The sequence below is a fragment of the Limnohabitans sp. WS1 genome (genome assembly GCF_003063265.1).
GTDB lineage: Bacteria > Pseudomonadota > Gammaproteobacteria > Burkholderiales > Burkholderiaceae_C > Limnohabitans_A.
This window is the reverse complement of the sequence record NZ_NERU01000006.1, coordinates 124,634-141,226: the sequence shown is the minus strand read 5'-3', so window position 1 is coordinate 141,226 and position 16,593 is coordinate 124,634. Positions and strand designations below refer to the sequence as shown.

Sequence of the window (16,593 nt, the reverse complement as noted above, 5' to 3'; positions counted from 1 at the left end):
TTGGCCCTGCGCGACCCTGAAGTTCTTTAATCTGGTGGAAATTGACCGATGCTCGCACTGACGATTCTTTTTGACGGCATCATTTACGCCTCATGGCTGTTCATCGTTGCCTTGGGTCTGACCTTGGTTTTTGGTGTTCTCAAAATCCTGAACATTGCCCATGGCAGCTTCTATGCTGTGGGGGCCTACGTGACCGCCTCGTTTGTGGCCTGGTCTGTGGCTTGGGGACTGTCGCCCGCGTGGTCGCTGCTGGCCATGGTGCTTGCGGCATCGGCCGTTGCGCTGATTCTTGCGCCCTTTGTGGAGCGCGTTTTGTTGCGGTCTTTTTATGGTCGCGATGAAGTCTTGCTGGTGTTGGTGACCTATGCACTTTTTCTGATTTTGGAAGATGTGACCAAGCTGATTTGGGGGGCGGTGCCCTATTACGTGACCGAGCCCTACATGCTGTTCGGGGTTCTGGAGATGGGGCCACTGTCCTACGTGGGCTATGACTTCACTTTGATCGCGTTTGCCATCGTTTGTGGCATCGGCGTGTGGTGGGGCCTGAATCGGACTCGAACCGGAAAAATTGTGCTGGCCGTGATTCACAGCAATGAAATTGCAGCGAGCATGGGCATCAATGTGGCACGGGTGTGCACATGGGCCTTTGTCTTTGGTGTGTTCTTGGCCTCACTGGCGGGTGCCATGACAGCCCCCATGATTTCGGTGCAGCCGGGCTTGGCCTCGGGGGTGATCATTGTGTCTTTTGCGGTGGTGATCATCGGTGGATTGGGCAGTATTCAAGGCGCCGCCATTGGGGCCATCATTGTTGGCTTGGCCCGCGCCTTGGCCGTTCACACATGGCCTGCCGCTGAACTCTTCAGCATTTACATCGCGATGGCGATTGTTCTGGTGTTCAAGCCCGAAGGTTTGTTCCAACGGATTCAAGCGAGGAAGATCTGATGCACGCAAGTCTGAGCAAAACAGTGCGCATGGGTGCGCTGTTGGTCGTTGTATTTTTGCTGGCAGGTCTGGTCATGCCCAAGTGGCTGCTGTTCCTGTCCACCATGGCTTTGTCTCACGGCATGGTCTCCCTGGGCATCGTCATTCAAATGCGAAGCGGGGTGGTCTCGTTTGGACAAGGTTTTGTTTTTGCAGCCGGGGGGTACGCCACGGCCTTGGCCGCCAACCACTTGGGCATCACCGATGCGATTTTGATGGTGCTGGTCGGCGGCTTGGCAGCCACACTGTGTGCGCTGCCTTTTGCCCCCTTGCTGTCCCGTTACCGCAGCATCTTTTTTGCCATGTTGACCTTGGCCATTTCGATGGTGCTGTATGGCATCTTGGTCAAAACAGAAAGCCTGGGCGGATCTGATGGTTTCAACGTCAGCAAGCCAACACTTTTTGGCCAATCCATCGCATCCGAAAACTCCAATTGGGTGTTGTACAACCTGGCGGTCGTTGTGGTGGGTGTGATCGCGACCATGGCCCGCATTTATGCAGACTCTGTCAGGGGTTTGGTGTCATTGGCGATTCGAGAAAATGAATTGCGCGTCGAGTATTTGGGGGCCTCGGTGTCGCAGTCCATTGCATCCAATTACCTGATTGCGGCTTTCATGGGCGGTGTAGGTGGTGCACTGACGCTGATGTCTTTGGGCCACATCGAACCGAATTTCAGTTACTGGACCACGTCGGGTGAGTTTGTGTTCGTTGCCATTTTGGCGGGGCACCACAGCATGTTGGCCGTGTTCATCGGCTCATTTTTGGTGGAGGTGGTTCGGTCGTTTTCGAACTTGTATTTCCCCAACACCTGGCAATTGGCCATGGGCCTGTTTTTGCTGGTCGTGATCCGTTTTCTGCCGCGTGGTTTGGGCAGTTTGTGGATGGACCGCCGCCAAAACAAAGGAGATAAGTCATGAGCGCCCAACACATGCCCTACATGCTGTCGGCCAAGGGTTTGAAAAAATCATTTGGCGCTGTGACCGCTGCAGACGATGTCAACATCGACATCCCCATTGGCCAGCGTGTGAGTCTGATCGGCAGCAACGGCGCGGGTAAAACCACGTTTGTGAACATGGTGACGGGTTACCTCAAACCCGATGCGGGCCGCATTGAACTGGATGGCAAATCCATCGAGGGCTTGGGGCCGCGCCAAATCACGGGCATGGGCATCGCCCGGTCGTTCCAGATCCCACAATTGGCCTTGGACATGACGGCCTTGGACAACATGCTGGTGGCCGCCGCTTGCAACGATGGCCATCAGTCATTTTGGCGTCCGGCACACGCTGGCGATCGCATCGCTCGGGCCGAAGCCTTGCTGGAAAAGTTTGAGTTGACCGCCCACATTCATCGGCGGGTGGCCGAGTTGCCCGGTGGCGTGCGAAAGCTGTTGGACATTGCCATGGCCTTGACCGGAAAACCCAAACTTTTGTTGTTGGATGAGCCAACCAGCGGCGTGTCGGTGGATGAAAAATTCCCGATGATGGACACGATTTCGGCGGCCTTGTCGAGCGAAAAGGTCACGGTCTTGTTTGTGGAGCATGACATGGAAATCGTGACCCATTATTCAGACCGCGTGATCGCTTTTTACAGCGGTCGTGTCATTGCCGACGATCAGCCAGAGTCTGTGCTGAGCAACGTCGAGGTTCAACGTTACGTCACCGGCACCGTCAAACAAGGCCATTAATCATGTTGAAAATTGATTCGGTGAATGTCACCATCCAGTCGGTTCAAGCCCTGCGGGGTTTTTCATTGAACGTTCAGCCTGGCCAAATGGTGGGTCTTGTGGGGCGAAATGGCGCGGGCAAAACAACGCTGCTGCGCACCGTGATGGGCCACCTTCAGCCCACAGCAGGCCACGTTGAATGGGCGGGGGTTCGTCTGAACTCGCAAGCCACCCACACGCGGGCCGCGCTGGGCATTGGCTACATGCCCGAGGACCGTGGGCTTGTGCCAGAGTTGACAGTGGAAGAAAACATCCTGATTCCTGTCTGGGTTTCGGCAACACTGCAGCCCAAAGAACGCTTGGAGATGGTTTACAGCGTGCTGCCCGAGTTGCACACCATGAAGGACCGCCGCGCTTTGTTGCTGTCGGGCGGTCAACAAAAATTGGTGGCGCTGGCGCGTGCCCTGGCCGTGGGGACCCGTTTGCTGTTGCTGGACGAGCCTTTTGAAGGCGTTGCACCAGCGCTTTCGCAACGTTTGTCAGATGTGATTTTTGGACTGCGGGGCAAAGACATGACCGTGGTCATCGCCCAATCTGAACTGAACCATGCGGCCTCGATGCTGGACCAAAAGGTGCTGATTGAACGCGGCTCGAATGCCGTGGCCGTTGCAGACTGAATGACAACACCCATGAAAACCGACAGCTCTGCTGCACCTTCACCCTGGCTGAGCTGCAACTTGCCGGGCGTGCGTGTTGAGGCCCACTTTGGCGACCGGCTGGTGCGCTCATTTGAGCCCCGAGCACGCCGCATTCACGACTTGCTGGCCCACACGGTCTTGCACCGTGCCGACGATTTGGCTTTGGTGTGCGAATCACAACGCTTGACTTGGCGTGAACTGCATGCCCAAGTTGCCAGCGTGGCCACAGGGTTTCAGCAGGCGGGTATTTTGCCCGGGGACAGGGTCGCCTTGTTTCAAGGCAACAACCCAGCGTTTGTGATCTCTTTTTTGGCCATTCAGCAATTGGGGGCCATTGCGGTGGCGGTGGGCCTGCGGGAGCAGCGAGCGGGCCTGACATGGATTTTGCAGCATTGCGGGGCCAAAGCTTTGGTGTGTGATGCGGATCTGCTGGATCGTGTGCCTGAGCCCGCGCACACCCCGGATTTGCAATGGATTCTTGTGGCAGGACACTGCCCTGAAGCCTTGCGCAGCGACCGCACCGTGGCTTGGCGTGACTGGCTTACTTTGCCGCCGTGCGGCAGTGTGCATTTGGCCAATGAAGAGGACACGGCCATCATCCTCTACACCTCGGGCACGACGGGACGACCCAAGGGCGCGATGTTGACCCATTTCAATGTGGTGCATTCAGTGCAGCACTATGTCAGTTGCATGGGTTTGGGATGCACGGACAAATCCATGCTCGGGGTGCCGGTAACGCATGTCACTGGCTTGATCGCGAACATGATGTGCATGGTGGCGGTGGGTGGCACCTTGTTGATGCTGCCGGTTTTCAAGGCTGATCATTTCTTGCAAATGGCGCAGCAAGAGGGCATGACACACACCTTGATGGTGCCGGCCATGTACAAACTTTTATTGATGGCCCCCGACTTTGAAACCTTCGATTTATCGGCTTGGCGCATTGGTGGTTTTGGTGGCGCCCCCATGCCGACTTCGACCATTGAAGAGATGGCCAAAAAACTCCCCAAGCTTCAACTTCTGAACGCTTATGGGTCCACGGAAACCACCTCACCGACCACCCTCATGCCCATGGGCCTGGCTCACGCCCCCCGCGACTCTGTGGGCATGCCCCTGCCCTGCGCTGACGTTTTGGTGATGAACGATGAGGGCCAAGCCCTGCCCGCCGGGGAGGTGGGTGAAATTTGGATATCCGGGCCGATGGTGGTCAAAGGCTACTGGAACGACCCGGCCGCAAGCGCTCGAGAATTCACGTCGGGTTGGTGGCATTCTGGCGACTTGGGCTCACTGGACGCTGAGGGTTATTTGCGCATTTTTGACCGCAAAAAGGACATGCTCAACCGAGGCGGCTACAAGATCTACAGCGTCGAGGTCGAAAACGTGTTGCAGCAAATTCCGGGTGTGTTGGAGGCGGCCATCATCGGACGACCTTGCCCCGTTCTCGGCGAACGGGTTCATGCCGTTGTGCACACGCTGCAAGAAGATTTCAGTTTGCGGGGATTGCAATCGTTTTGCAAAGACCAGCTTGCAGACTACAAAGTCCCCGAAACCCTGGACATCCGCAGGCAAGCGCTGCCGCGAAACACCAACGGAAAAATCATCAAACGTGAGTTGCGCGAGGCCCTGAAAGCGGCATAAGGGCGCTGTTCAAACGCACGCGTCAACCCCCCTGAGTGGAGCCCCGCCCCCGGGGCGATGGGTGGTGGTCTGCGAGGCTTACCGCGATTTTGTAGGAGCCCCGCCCTCGGGGCGATGGGTGGTGGTCTGCGAGGCTTGATATGGATTTTGTGGGAGCCCCGCCCCCGGGGCGATGGGTTGTGGTCTGCGAGGCCTATCGCGACGAGGGCGTCGCTCCTACAGGGGACATTCATTGCCCTGCATTTTGTGGGACAGGGGCCTGCAGGATTTTGTGGGAGCCCCGCCCTCGGGGCGATGGGTTGTGGTCTGCAAGGCTTATCGCGACGAGGGCGTCGCTCCTACAGGGGACATTGCCCTGCATTTTGTGGGACAGGGGCCTGCAGGATTTTGTGGGAGCCCCGCCCTCGGGGCGATTGTTTGTGGTCTGCGAGGCTTATCGCGACGAGGGCGTCGCTCCTACAAGAGATGGGGGCGTCGCTCCTACAAGAGATGGTGGCATCGCTCCTACAGGGGACAGGGGCCCTGCAAAATTCGCAGGGCCGATTCAAGCATCAGGCGACGGGCACAAACTGGTAGCCGTTGCCTGAGGGCGTGATGGAGCCAAAGGCCGGGAAGGGGAAGTGGAAACCACCGGCCATCATTTTTTCTTTGACCAACATGTCAAAAACACGGCGGCGGGTTTGACGGGCCATTTCGGGGTTCATGTCAAACAGCACGGCCCAGTCGGGGTTGCGGGCAAACAATGAAGGCACGTTGGTGATGTCGGCCACGTAGGCAAATGACTGGCCCTCGGAGCGCACGGCAAACAAGGTGTGGCCAGGTGTGTGGCCAAAGGCGGCCACCGACTGGATGCCAGGGGCCACGGTGCTGCCGGGCTCGAACTTGACCAATTGGTCTGCGGTCAAACCCGTCAAGGCACGTTTGACAGCCCCAAAAGCGCCTTGCATCTGCGCGGGTGCCGCTGCGATGCGGGCTTCGTCTGTCCAAAAGGCGTGCTCGGGGGCTGGCACATGCACGCGGGCATTGGGGTAGACCAAGTTGCCGTTTTTGAAGCGCAAGCCATTGATGTGGTCGCCATGAAAATGGCTCAGCACCACGTTGTTGATGTCTTCGGGTTTGAAACCCGCTGCGGCCAAGTTGCCCAGCAGTTTGCCGGTCGTGGGTGGGCCGTTGTCGGCAAAACCGGTGTCAAACAGGTAGCGCTGGTTGCCGTTGACCAGCAAAAACGGGGTGTAGGGCACGTCGATGTAATCGGTGGGCAGGTTTTGCGAAGCCAACAGGGCTTTGACCTGGTCCAGCGGCACGGCGGGGACGAATTCTTGACCCAAGGGGCGACGCACCGCGCCATCGTTGAGGGCAATGATTTCCATCGCTCCCAGCTTCATGCGGCGAAAGCCCACCGCAGGCAATTCGGGTGCGCCAAACTGTGGGGTGTTTTGCGACCAGACCGAAGAAAAAGTCAGCGCAGAGGCACCGGCCATGCCAGCACCCAAAAAATGACGACGGTTCAACATGCTTTGCATCCTTCAACAATGGGGTGCTCAGAATACGCGGCCCTTGCCGATGCCAAGCCTGAGGGGTGATTGCCCACGGTTGATGCGGGGGTATTGAGTGATGAAAGGAGGCAAGCCGCAGTTTGTCTGTGATGTCCGCCATCGGGGTGATTTTTGGTGGTTTGCAAGGGGTTTTCGCGACGGAGGCGTCGCTCCCACAGGGGGGATATCCTCACAGCGGGGGCGGTTGTCACCCAACGGATAACGATCGGCCCGGTTTTCCATAAGATGCCGATCTCAGCCGCCATCGTGCGCCAAGCTTCCACACACCGCGACGACCCATTTCATGAGCCTGCTTTTCACGCCTTTCACTTTCGACGCCCCTTCTGGCCCCCTCACCTTGCCCAACCGCATCGTGATCGCGCCCATGTGCCAGTACTCGGCCGACCACGGCCAAGCCACCGACTGGCACCTGACGCACTGGACCAACTTGCTCAACAGCGGCGCAGGCTTGTTCACCATCGAGGCCACTGCGGTCTCGGCCGTGGGCCGCATCAGCCCCGGTTGTTTGGGCCTGTGGGACGACGCGACGCAAGCGGCGCTGGGTGACAAACTGCACCGCGCCCGCCGCTTGGCACCGCACATGCCGGTGTGCATCCAAATCAGCCACGCGGGCCGCAAGGCATCGAGCGCCGCACCTTGGGACGGCGGCATGTTAATCGCCCCGGAAAACGGTGGCTGGCAGACCGTGGCGCCCAGCGCCCTGCCCCACTTGCCGCAAGAAGCTGCGCCTACCGAATTGAGCTTGGCAGACATCGCGCAGATCAAGGCCGACTTTGTGAACACCGCCCGACGCAGCCACGAACTGGGCATTGAGGCGGTGGAACTGCACGCCGCACACGGCTATTTGCTGCACCAGTTTTTGTCGCCGATTTCCAACCAGCGTACTGACGCCTATGGCGGCTCGTTTGAAAACCGCATCCGCTTTCCGATGGAAGTGTTCACTGCCGTGCGTGAAGCCTTTGGCGGCACGCTGGGCATGCGCATTTCGGGCACCGATTGGGTGGACGGCGGCTGGACGGTCGAAGAAACCGCCGCTTTGTCGGTGCAGCTCAAACAAGCCGGGGCGCAGTTTGTGCACATCTCGTCGGGCGGCGTGTCGCCTTTGCAAAAAATCACCCTGGGCCCAGAGTACCAAGTGCACTTGGCCAAAGCCGTGAAAGACGCATCGGACCTGACCACCATCGCCGTGGGCCTGATCACCGAGCCCGCGCAGGCCGAGGCTGTGCTGCAACGTGGCGACGCCGACTTGGTGGCGCTGGCCCGCAGCTTTTTGTACAAGCCGCGCTGGGGCTGGGAAGCGGCGGTGGCCTTGGGCGGCACGGTCGACTCACAACACCAGTACTGGCGCAGCCTGCCCCGCGAAGCCAAAAACATTTTCAACGACGCCAAGATTGGCATGCGCTGATTTACACACCCTTTAAAGAGAGACAACCATGAACACCCGTCGCAAAATTTCCAAACTGCTGGCTGTGGCCAGCCTGTGCGCACCCATGGCCCTGATGGCGCAAGCCTTCCCCAGCAAGCCCATTACCTTGGTCGTGCCCGTGCCACCGGGTGGCTTGGTCGACACCTCGGCCCGTCTGATTTCTGAGCCCCTGGGCCGCTTGATTGGCCAGTCCATCGTGGTGGAAAACAAGGGCGGTGCGAGTGGCAACCTGGCCTACCAGCAAGTGGCCCGCAGCGCCAAAGACGGCCACACCTTGCTGGTGTCGTACTCGGGTTACCACGTTGCCAACCCGATCCTCATGAGCAAGCTGCCTTGGGAGCTGAAGGACCTGACGCCCGTGGGCCTGATCACCGTGGCCACCAACGTGGTGGCGGTGCACCCCTCGGTGCCGGTGAACAACATGAAGGAGTTCATCGCCTACGCCAAGCAAAACCCGGGCAAGCTGAACTACGCCTCGCAAGGCAATGGCTCGGTCTCGCACATCGGCACCGAAATCTTCAAACAGCAAACCGGCGTGAGCTTGGTGCATGTGCCCTACAAAGGCTCGGGCCAAGCCATTGCCGACGTGCTGGCCGGCCAGGTGCAGGTGTTCATGACCACGCCGCCCTCGGTGATGCAGCACATCCAAGGCGGCAAGCTCAAGGCGCTGGCCGTCACCGGCAAAAAACGCCACGCGGGCATGCCGCAAGTGCCCACCATGGCCGAAGCCGGTTACCCCAACTTTGACCTCGAATCGTGGGTGGCTTTGTACGCCCCAGCGGGCACGCCTGCTGCGGCCATCAACCAACTGGCCGACGCCGTCAAGCGCAGCCTGGACCTGCCCGAAAGCAAACAACGCGCGGATGCCGCTGGCATTGAAGTGCGCTTTGTGGCACCGGCCGAGATGACCAAAATCCTGGACCGCGACATCGCCGACTGGACGCAGGCCATCAAGGCGGCGAACATCAAGCTCGATTGACGCTTTCAGTGCTTGAGGCTGGCGCGGTGGGTCGAAAGACAACCGCCCAACTCCTGCGTCGTGCTGCTGGAATTCTTTAGGTGGTCAAAGACAGCGACAACTTGGGTGAGCAGGACGGCTCAACCGTTACAGAGCGTCCAGCAACCCTGTTGCTTCGGCAGGTGTCACGATGCGGACCCCCAGGTAGTTGCCGCCCAAACTGTGTAAATGCTGATCGCCCGAGGCAATCAAATGAGCGCACGCTTCTAATGCACACGCCAGCACCTGGTCATCATCGGCATCTTGGGCAATCACACGCGGCACCTGCTGTGGCACCACCAGCGTGACCATGGCGCTGTAGTGCTCCATCAACGCTTGCGCTGTTGTGTGCAGAGCCGCGATGCGCTTGGTCAACTTGGCATAGTGCAGCGTCTGGCTCAACTCATCGATTAGCAATGGACTGCTGTACAGCACAATGGTGTCGGTTAGCGCCAGCTCCAGCAAACGGCGCGAATGGCCGCCCCACAACAAACCAGACACCACCACATTGGTATCAAGTACCAAACGCAGTCGGGTGCCGCTAAGGCTGCTGCTGCTCAATGGGTCGCCTGCTTTCGGCGCTGAGCGCGCACTGCTTGTACCTGTTCATCAATCATCTGTTCCATCTCTGGCGACAGCTCCTCGGGTGGTGCGCTGGCCCACATGGTGCGCAACGCATTGCCTGCCTGGCGTTTGAGCTGCTCGCGCAGCATCGCCTCCAGGGCTTGCGGTGTGAGAAGGCCAGCGGCTTGTGCGCTTTGTGCCAAGACATCGGGCAATTCAACTTGAACGGTGGTCATGAGGATTCCTTTTTAGCGGCTGAACGGCGGGGCTGTGTACAGTGGCGGGTGAATGGGCCCAGTGAGTTTGAACAGATCCAAAGCTCATTTTACGCAAGCTCTTGACGCTTAGGCAGTCCAGCAAATCAGCCTGCCACCGTGGAGCAAGGCCCACAAACCCAATCGTCCAGCGCACATGTGCTGACCCAAGTGCACGCCTGCTTGACTTGTATGCCTTGTCATGAATCTGTCCACGGCAAATACCCGCCCATGTGCAGCACCTTCAAACTGCCCAAGCGGTTGGCCACGGATGTCCACGCCAGGTTGATGGCCCATTGAGCACCGTGGGGGCCACCCTCGTTTTGGGGGTGGAAGCTGACAGACTTGTGTACGGCAACGGTTCAGTCAGCGCTGATGGATCAGCGCCTTGGCCAAACCATTCAAGCGCGTTCCCGCTCGCGTCATGTCGGTCACGATGCTGAAGTGGTTCAGGCCCAACAAAGCTTCGCACACCGGCACGGTTTGAGGCCCCCAGGCTTGGTGAATCAAGCGGATGTGGCGCAGGAATTCAGCGCTTTCGTCTCCCCCGGCCACGGCGTACAAAACGCCTTGGGTGGGACGCTTCCATTTGGCGGGGCTGGCCTTGCGCACCTGCGCGGGTGTGAGTCGCAAATCACCTTGGAGAAACGGCGTTTTGCGAATGGGCTCCAGATCAAACAGGCCAGAAATGGACAGCGCTTTGCGCAACAGACCCGAGGGCAAATCATGGCCGACTTGTGGCCAGTCACAGCCCAGCAGCATGGTGGCCAAATGCCCACCTGCAGAATGCCCGACCACGGTGATGTTGCCAGGGTCACCGCCATGCTCAGCAATGTGACGCCAGACCCAAGCACAGGCACGGGCCATTTGCAAAGCGATATCGGGAATGGTGATGGGCTGCTCGGGCGTGCCTGGGCACAAGGCGTAATTGACCACCACCGCACAAGCGCCCATGTCGTTCAACGCCGGTGCCACAAAGGAGTGGTCTGACTTGTCCAGGCTGCGCCAGTAACCGCCATGGATAAAGATCACCACGGGTGCATGTGGGGTGGCAGCAGGAAAGACGTCCAAGGTTTCGTTGGGTCCATCACCATAGGGCAGATCCCGCACTGGCTTGAGCGATTCACGCGCCTGCTCGGAGGCATGGGTCCAATGCGCAAAATGGTCCGCAAAGTCGGGCACCAGCGCCCGATTGTTGTACATGCGGTCGTGCCAGTCGGCGTCTTTGGTGGGCATGGCGGTCTCCTCTTTAAATTTTCATTTCCAGGCGCAGTTGGACGTTGCGCCAATTGCGATCGGTGGTGCGGGCTGTCTCCTGCTGCGTGCCCGTGTTGAATGTGGTGGCGGTTTCGTAGTCACGCGGCAGCAAGTTGCTGACGGTCAACCGCAAAGCGGTCGCTGCCGAAAAACGCCACTGCCCATACACATCGACCACGCGCTTGAGGCCTTGGTACGACCACTGCTCTTGGCTGCGCCGCGTGTCGTAGTCGGGGTTCCAGTTGACGTTGCCGCCCAAGGTCAAAGGCATGCCACGCAGGCGGTAGTCGCCCCCTAAGTTGGCGGTCATGCTGGGTTGCTGGTCCAGACGGTTGTCGGGGCCGGGCACATCCTTGACTTTGGATCGGAAAAAGCTGACGTTGCTGCGGATGTCCACAGGCCAGGCCGCGGCCCAGGCCTGGTTCAAGCGAAACTTGGCCTCCAGCTCTACACCTTGGGTGAGGGCATCGCCCACGTTTTGAGGGCTGGACACCCAACGCTGTTGGCTTGACCAAGGCACGGTCTGCAAACGGGTCTGGTAACGGATCAGATCGCTGATGTTGCGACGGAACACATTGGCGCTGAGCACACCACCGCCTTCGAGATGGCGTTCAAAACCCAAGTCAATGCCGGTTGCCAACTCGGCCCTCAGGTCAGGGTTGCCCACACGGTCGGGCTGGGTGGGCACGTTGCTGGGAAACACGTCCGGCTGGTAATCGCGCGAGTAACGCAGCGGTGCCACCATGTTGTAGAGGGTGGGCGTTTTGTAGCTGCGCGTGAGGCTCATGCGCACCTGGTCGCGCTTGGCCGGGTCGGGCTTCCACATCGCGTGAAGCAACGGGGTCCACACCTGACTTTTGTTGCGTTTGAGGTCCTCGCCCACCTGCCCTTCGGTCAGGATGCTTTCGTAGCGAATGCCCGTATAGGCCGACCAATTCGGGTTGATCTTGAACTCGTCTTGGGTATAGGTCGCCCAACGGGCCGTGCTGGCCTTGAGGTTGCCGCTGTCGTCGCCCGCACCCGCACTGGCTTCTTCGACGCGGCGCACGCCTTCGTGCTCCAGGCCGCTGACCCATTGGTGGCCGTTGTCCAGCACCCGGGTCCACTTGGCGTTCAAGCTGGTGTTGCGGTCGGTAAAGCGTTGCTCATCCAAGGCATTGGACAAAAGCCCGGTGCTGGTGACAGCCGTCTGGGTGATGTGCTGGTTGTACCTGGCCTGGCCTAAACCAAAACGCGCTTCCAAACGGTCATCGGCCGACAAGCGTTGGCCCCACTGGCCGTTCAGCCGGGCTGCAGCGTAGCGGCTGTGGTTGTCGGTCAGCGCGGTGTCGGTGATGCCCGGTGAGGTCAAGCGCCGGGCATCGATGCGCCCTTGGGCGGCGTATTCGGAATAAATCAAAAACGGCATCAAGGTGAGGGTCTTGCCCTGCTCACCTTTCCATTGCAAGCGGGCATTGGCGTACACCCCCTGCCTGCGGCCTGAAGACTCGGACACCCGTAACTGATCATCGCGGTAGTCCGAGTCGATCTCGGTCAGGCTTTGGTCGTCACGGTGGTTGTCCATGGCCGACAGCGTGAAGGTGCCCGCCAAGGGTTCGGTTTTGAGGTTGTGCACCCAATTGACCATGCTGGAGCCTTGGCCATGCTCTTGGCTGCCGGTGATTTTCAAATCGTCTGGGGTGGCTTTTCTGCCCTCGCGCAGCACGATGTTGATGGTGCCTGCAATCGCACGGGCTCCGGTTTCGGCCGTCGGAGCACGCAAAATTTCGATGCGCTCGACCTGCTCCGGGGTCAAAGAGTCCACCGAAAAACCCGGGGGCATGCGTTCGCCGTCCAGCAATATTTGGGTGTAACCACCACCCAAGCCCCGCATGCGAATGGCACCGCCACGGCCCGGTGCACCTTGCACCGTCACGCCCGGCAAACGCTTGAGCACATCGCCCAGGGTTGAATCGCCCTGTTTCTCGATCTCTTCGCGGCCGATCACGATTTTGGAAGCGGTGGATTCTTGACGCGCTTCGGCGTCGTTGTTGCGGTTGCTGCGAATTTCGACACGGCCGAGGTCCGTTGCAGCAGGCGGAATTGCCGTCGTTTGCGCCATGAGCAGGCCAGGCACAGACAACAAAACGGCAGTCCTTGCCAGCAGGCCACCAGAAGAGGCTGAACGCTGGCCGGTCAAAGGCTGTAAAACCAAAGAAATTGGGGAAAGGGTGTGGGGATCGCGCATGGACCCATTTTGACAGCCTCCCACGACACCGGTGCCGAGCTCTGGCAAAGACCGGGACTCAAGCCCGATCAATCCCACCCGAGCCCAACGCCGGGCCACCGTCGCATGACCTCACTCGTCCGATTTGAACAAAGCGGCCACTTTGCGCTTGGGTTTGATGTTGGCCGAAATCGACGAGCGGGCTGTTTTGGGCGTGGCGGCTTCCCAGCTGGGAGAAGCGTCGCTGGAAGCTGCTTCGTAAGGCTTTTCAAAAAACGGGTCGCGGTTGATGGGTGCAGGGCGAAAACCACCACGGCGTGGGGCATCCAGGCCATCGCGTGGATCAAATTCTTCGCGTCGACGACCTTCGTAGGGCCGTGCACGGGGACGGTCTTCGGCGCGGGTGCCCCATTTTTCTGGCACGGGGCCTGCTGGGCGGACGTCCAGTTGCAGTGTTTCGACTTCCAGCTTTTTCTTGATCAGCTTTTCAATGTCACCGACCAAACGCGCATCGGACGGGCTGACCAAGGTCACGGCCAGACCCGACGCCCCGGCGCGGCCAGTGCGGCCAATGCGGTGCACATAGTCTTCGGCGTTGAAAGGAACATCGAAGTTGAATACGGCAGGCACGTCTTTGATGTCCAGGCCACGGGCGGCCACGTCGGTACACACCAGCAAATCGACCTCGCCTTGCTTGAAGGCTTCCAGGGCCTTCAGGCGCTCGTCCTGGCTTTTGTCGCCGTGCAAGGCGGCAGTGCGCAGGCCTTCGCGCTCCAAAGAGCGGGCCAAGCGGCCGCAGCCGAGCTTGCTGTTGACAAAGATAAAGGCCTGCTTGATGCCCCGGTCGTCGAGCACCTTGCGGATCACGCGGCGCTTGTCGTCATCTTGCGCGGCGTAAAAACGCTGCTCGACGGTGGAGGCGGTTTCGTTGGGCCGGGCCACCTCGATGGTGATGGGGTTTTGCAGGTAGCTGCCGGCCAGGCGCTTGATTTCGGGCGAGAAGGTGGCCGAAAACAACAGTGTGGTGCGCTGCTTGGGCAAATAACTCAGGATGCGCTGCAAGTCGGGCAAAAAGCCAATGTCCAACATGCGGTCGGCTTCGTCCAGCACCACATATTCCACTTGGTTGAGCACCGCGTTTTTGGCTTCGATGTGGTCGAGCAAACGGCCGGGGGTCGCCACCAGAACCTCAACCCCTTGTTTGAGCTCCAAGGTCTGGGGCTTCATGTCCATGCCGCCAAACACCACCGCACTGCGCAGCTGGGTGTACTTGGCGTACAACTTGATCTGTTGGGCCACCTGGTCGGCCAGCTCACGCGTGGGCAACAGCACCAAAGCCCGCACCGGGTGACGCGCAGGCGAGGTGGAGGGGTTTTCGTGTTTGAGCAGCCGCTGCAGCAAAGGCAGCGAAAACGCCGCCGTTTTACCGGTGCCGGTCTGGGCCGCGCCCATCACGTCCTGACCCGTCAACACCACCGGAATGGCTTGGGCCTGGATAGGGGTCATGGATTCGTAGCCCATTTCGGCCACGGCTCGTGCCAGCGTGGGCGCCAGCGATAAATTGGAAAAAGAGTCGGTCATTAACCCGCTATTGTCGCATTTTGGGGTGACACCCCCAAAACTGGCATGCAGGTTCAGGTTTTGGGCAGTGTCACGCCCACTTGGCCTTGGTACTTGCCGCCCCGGTCTTTGTAGCTGGTTTCGCAGACTTCATCGCTCTCAAAAAACAGCACCTGCGCACAACCTTCACCCGCGTAAATCTTGGCCGGCAAAGGGGTGGTGTTGCTGAATTCCAGGGTCACATAGCCCTCCCACTCGGGCTCGAAGGGGGTCACGTTGACGATGATGCCGCAGCGGGCGTAGGTGCTTTTGCCCAGGCAAATGGTCAGCACATTGCGCGGTATGCGGAAATATTCCACCGTGCGGGCCAGCGCAAAACTGTTGGGGGGAATGATGCAAACATCGCTTTCGATGTCCACAAAACTGCGTTCATCAAAATTCTTCGGGTCCACCACCGTGCTGTAAATGTTGGTGAATACCTTGAACTCAGGGGCACAACGGATGTCATAGCCATAGCTGCTGGTGCCATAGCTGACGATTTTTTGGCCTGCGGCGTCTTTGCGTATTTGCCCCGGTTCAAACGGCGAGATCATGCCGTGCTCTTCGGCCATGCGGCGGATCCATTTGTCGCTTTTGATGCTCATCGCTCACCCTTTGAAGAAGGCCTGCATTTTAGGCCTCTTGCCCATTCAAGGCCTTGACCTGGTGCAAGGCCGGCAAGCCAGAGTCTCCCCAGCAACTGCTCAGGACATGATTTGCCAACAAAATAAACGGCAAAACAACACCTTTTGTGGAGACCGATATGCAAAGACGCACCTTCATTCAGGCCAGCCCCTTGTGGTTTGGACTGCCCGGGCTGGCAAGCGCCCAGACAGGGTACCCCAACCGTCCCATCAAATACATTGTGCCGGTGGCTGCAGGCGGGGGCTCGGACATGGTGGGCCGTCAATTTTGCGATCGGTTTGGCAAAGTGCTGGGGCAAGCCATGGTGGTTGAAAACCACGGCGGTGGCGGGGGCGTGATCGCCTCGCAAATGGCCGCCAAAGCCAGCCCCGATGGCTACACCCTGATGCAGGGTTACGTTGCCACACACGGCACATCCCCCGCCACACGCAAACTGCCCTACGACCCGATCAAAGACTTCAGCCCCATCGGCATGATTGGCAGCACCCCCAATGTGCTGGTGGTCAACGCCAACTTGCCCATCAAGGACGTCAAAGCCTTCATCGACTACGTCAAAAAGAACCCCGGTCGGGTGTCCTACGGCTCGGCAGGCGCGGGCTCGCTGACCCACCTCACGGCGGAGTTGTTCAAGGCACAAACCAGCGCTTTCATGGTCCATATTCCCTACCGAGGCATCGCGCCCGCCACCAATGATGTGATTGCCGGTCAAACCCAAGCCATGTTTCCGGGATTGGCGGCCGCCCTGCCCCACATTCGCAGCGGTCGCATTCGGGCTTTGGCGGTCACAGGCACACAACGCCACCCGGCCCTGAAAGACGTGCCCACGATGGAGGAATCGGGACTCAAAGGTTTTGATGCGCAGCAGTGGTACGGCGTGGTGGGCCCGGCGGGCATGCCTGCGGCGGTGGTCAAACAACTCAACGACGCCATGGCCACCGTCTTGGCCCAGCCCGACTTTCGCGACAAACTGAGTGCCGAAGCGGTTGAACTCATGCCCATGAATCCCACGCAATTTGCCGACTTCATGAAAAAAGACCTGGCTCGCTGGACAGACTTGGCCAAAGAACGGCAAATCAACCTGGATGCCGCTTGATCCCAGGCCCCAGGGTGCA

15 protein-coding genes are annotated in these 16,593 nt (G+C 59.3%); 8 read left to right on the top strand and 7 right to left on the bottom strand.

What is annotated here, in order from left to right:
• Positions 1–48 precede the first annotated feature (48 nt).
• From B9Z48_RS10120 to B9Z48_RS10100, 5 genes are read left to right on the top strand one after another with little or no spacing between them, the layout of a single operon-like run.
• The gene (locus B9Z48_RS10120) at positions 49–942 is read left to right on the top strand and encodes a branched-chain amino acid ABC transporter permease (RefSeq protein ID WP_089963878.1); all 894 of its coding nucleotides are present in this window, start codon (positions 49–51) and stop codon (positions 940–942) included.
• Positions 942–1,898, top strand: coding sequence for a branched-chain amino acid ABC transporter permease (locus tag B9Z48_RS10115; RefSeq protein ID WP_108378115.1), 957 nt, complete (start codon positions 942–944; stop codon positions 1,896–1,898). The genes B9Z48_RS10120 and B9Z48_RS10115 overlap by 1 nt, the downstream gene beginning before the upstream one ends.
• On the top strand, positions 1,895–2,665 hold the full coding sequence (locus B9Z48_RS10110; protein WP_199233490.1) for an ABC transporter ATP-binding protein: 771 nt from the start codon (positions 1,895–1,897) through the stop codon (positions 2,663–2,665). Before B9Z48_RS10115 ends, B9Z48_RS10110 begins: the two co-directional genes overlap by 4 nt.
• Before the next feature lie 2 nt (positions 2,666–2,667).
• Entirely contained in the window at positions 2,668–3,321 is a 654-nt protein-coding gene (locus B9Z48_RS10105; RefSeq protein WP_089963875.1) for an ABC transporter ATP-binding protein, read from the top strand.
• Positions 3,322–3,333: 12 nt separating this feature from the next.
• Entirely contained in the window at positions 3,334–4,977 is a 1,644-nt protein-coding gene (locus tag B9Z48_RS10100; RefSeq protein WP_108378220.1) for a class I adenylate-forming enzyme family protein, read from the top strand.
• A 551-nt stretch (positions 4,978–5,528) separates the two neighbouring features.
• Here the strand turns inward: B9Z48_RS10100 and B9Z48_RS10095 are convergent.
• Positions 5,529–6,491 (bottom strand): MBL fold metallo-hydrolase, encoded by a 963-nt coding sequence (locus B9Z48_RS10095; protein WP_108378218.1) that lies wholly within the window; start codon positions 6,489–6,491, stop codon positions 5,529–5,531.
• A 325-nt stretch (positions 6,492–6,816) separates the two neighbouring features.
• Here B9Z48_RS10095 and B9Z48_RS10090 point away from each other — a divergent pair, with 325 nt between their 5' ends.
• Positions 6,817–7,938, top strand: coding sequence for an NADH:flavin oxidoreductase/NADH oxidase (locus B9Z48_RS10090; RefSeq protein ID WP_108378113.1), 1,122 nt, complete (start codon positions 6,817–6,819; stop codon positions 7,936–7,938).
• A gap of 85 nt (positions 7,939–8,023) precedes the next feature.
• The gene (locus B9Z48_RS10085; protein ID WP_228769391.1) at positions 8,024–8,938 is read left to right on the top strand and encodes a tripartite tricarboxylate transporter substrate binding protein; all 915 of its coding nucleotides are present in this window, start codon (positions 8,024–8,026) and stop codon (positions 8,936–8,938) included.
• A 126-nt stretch (positions 8,939–9,064) separates the two neighbouring features.
• Here the strand turns inward: B9Z48_RS10085 and B9Z48_RS10080 are convergent, their stop codons facing one another.
• The 6 genes from B9Z48_RS10080 to dcd all read right to left on the bottom strand — a co-directional run bounded on the left by B9Z48_RS10080 (position 9,065) and on the right by dcd (position 15,441).
• A complete protein-coding gene (locus B9Z48_RS10080; protein ID WP_108378111.1) occupies positions 9,065–9,517 on the bottom strand; it encodes a putative toxin-antitoxin system toxin component, PIN family in 453 nt (150 codons plus the stop codon).
• Positions 9,514–9,756: a hypothetical protein gene (locus B9Z48_RS10075; RefSeq protein WP_108378109.1), complete on the bottom strand. Its 243-nt coding sequence runs from the start codon at positions 9,754–9,756 to the stop codon at positions 9,514–9,516. Before B9Z48_RS10075 ends, B9Z48_RS10080 begins: the two co-directional genes overlap by 4 nt.
• A gap of 384 nt (positions 9,757–10,140) precedes the next feature.
• Complete coding sequence (locus B9Z48_RS10065) at positions 10,141–11,010, bottom strand: alpha/beta hydrolase (RefSeq protein ID WP_108378105.1); 870 nt, start codon at positions 11,008–11,010, stop codon at positions 10,141–10,143.
• 13 nt (positions 11,011–11,023) lie between these two features.
• A complete protein-coding gene (locus B9Z48_RS10060) occupies positions 11,024–13,147 on the bottom strand; it encodes a TonB-dependent siderophore receptor (RefSeq protein ID WP_233261087.1) in 2,124 nt (707 codons plus the stop codon).
• 222 nt (positions 13,148–13,369) lie between these two features.
• Entirely contained in the window at positions 13,370–14,818 is a 1,449-nt protein-coding gene (locus B9Z48_RS10055; RefSeq protein WP_089963853.1) for a DEAD/DEAH box helicase, read from the bottom strand.
• 53 nt (positions 14,819–14,871) lie between these two features.
• Positions 14,872–15,441, bottom strand: a complete 570-nt coding sequence (dcd, locus tag B9Z48_RS10050; RefSeq protein WP_089963855.1) for a dCTP deaminase — start codon at positions 15,439–15,441, stop codon at positions 14,872–14,874.
• A 158-nt stretch (positions 15,442–15,599) separates the two neighbouring features.
• Between dcd and B9Z48_RS10045 the strand changes: the two genes are divergently transcribed.
• Complete coding sequence (locus B9Z48_RS10045) at positions 15,600–16,574, top strand: tripartite tricarboxylate transporter substrate binding protein (protein WP_108378103.1); 975 nt, start codon at positions 15,600–15,602, stop codon at positions 16,572–16,574.
• Positions 16,575–16,593 lie beyond the last annotated feature (19 nt).

Excerpts from the sequence above, each read along its gene's own strand:
- B9Z48_RS10045 (WP_108378103.1), top strand. The coding sequence starts at position 15,600 with ATGCAAAGACGCACCTTCATTCAGGCCAGCCCCTTGTGGTTTGGACTG.
- B9Z48_RS10100 (WP_108378220.1), top strand. The coding sequence starts at position 3,334 with ATGAAAACCGACAGCTCTGCTGCACCTTCACCCTGGCTGAGCTGCAAC.
- B9Z48_RS10120 (WP_089963878.1), top strand. The coding sequence starts at position 49 with ATGCTCGCACTGACGATTCTTTTTGACGGCATCATTTACGCCTCATGG.
- dcd (WP_089963855.1), bottom strand. The coding sequence starts at position 15,441 with ATGAGCATCAAAAGCGACAAATGGATCCGCCGCATGGCCGAAGAGCAC.
- B9Z48_RS10085 (WP_228769391.1), top strand. The coding sequence starts at position 8,024 with ATGGCCCTGATGGCGCAAGCCTTCCCCAGCAAGCCCATTACCTTGGTC.
- B9Z48_RS10115 (WP_108378115.1), top strand. The coding sequence starts at position 942 with ATGCACGCAAGTCTGAGCAAAACAGTGCGCATGGGTGCGCTGTTGGTC.
- B9Z48_RS10110 (WP_199233490.1), top strand. The coding sequence starts at position 1,895 with ATGAGCGCCCAACACATGCCCTACATGCTGTCGGCCAAGGGTTTGAAA.
- B9Z48_RS10055 (WP_089963853.1), bottom strand. The coding sequence starts at position 14,818 with ATGACCGACTCTTTTTCCAATTTATCGCTGGCGCCCACGCTGGCACGA.
- B9Z48_RS10075 (WP_108378109.1), bottom strand. The coding sequence starts at position 9,756 with ATGACCACCGTTCAAGTTGAATTGCCCGATGTCTTGGCACAAAGCGCA.
- B9Z48_RS10090 (WP_108378113.1), top strand. The coding sequence starts at position 6,817 with ATGAGCCTGCTTTTCACGCCTTTCACTTTCGACGCCCCTTCTGGCCCC.
- B9Z48_RS10095 (WP_108378218.1), bottom strand. The coding sequence starts at position 6,491 with ATGTTGAACCGTCGTCATTTTTTGGGTGCTGGCATGGCCGGTGCCTCT.
- B9Z48_RS10105 (WP_089963875.1), top strand. The coding sequence starts at position 2,668 with ATGTTGAAAATTGATTCGGTGAATGTCACCATCCAGTCGGTTCAAGCC.
- B9Z48_RS10065 (WP_108378105.1), bottom strand. The coding sequence starts at position 11,010 with ATGCCCACCAAAGACGCCGACTGGCACGACCGCATGTACAACAATCGG.